This window comes from Burkholderia sp. SIMBA_062 (assembly GCF_046534765.1).
Taxonomy (GTDB): Bacteria; Pseudomonadota; Gammaproteobacteria; order Burkholderiales; family Burkholderiaceae; genus Burkholderia; species Burkholderia ambifaria.
On record NZ_JAWRYD010000421.1, the window covers coordinates 1 to 255 of the forward strand.

Annotated in this window: 1 pseudogene; it reads right to left on the minus strand. The window is 66.7% G+C overall.

Annotation, left to right across the window (positions count from 1 at the left end):
* A pseudogene (locus SB786_RS36925) lies at window positions 1-255 on the minus strand (hypothetical protein); the annotation flags it as partial.

The window sequence follows — 255 nt, forward strand, 5'->3', positions numbered from 1 at the left end:
GCTGTCGAAACCCGCCGGAATGGCGGGCGGCGTGTCGATCTGCGGCGTGCTCAGCGCATTCGCTTCGGGCGCGAGGTACTGGCCCGTGGGCGGCGCCGTGTAGCGCGGCTCCTGCGGGTTGTAGCCGCCCATCTGGCTCAGGTTAGTGTTCAGATTCGCACCGCCCGTTTGATACGCGGGCTCAGCCGGACGGCGGCGGTTCATGAACTTGCGGATCAGCCAGATGGCCACGAACGCGATCAGCGCGATCACGAT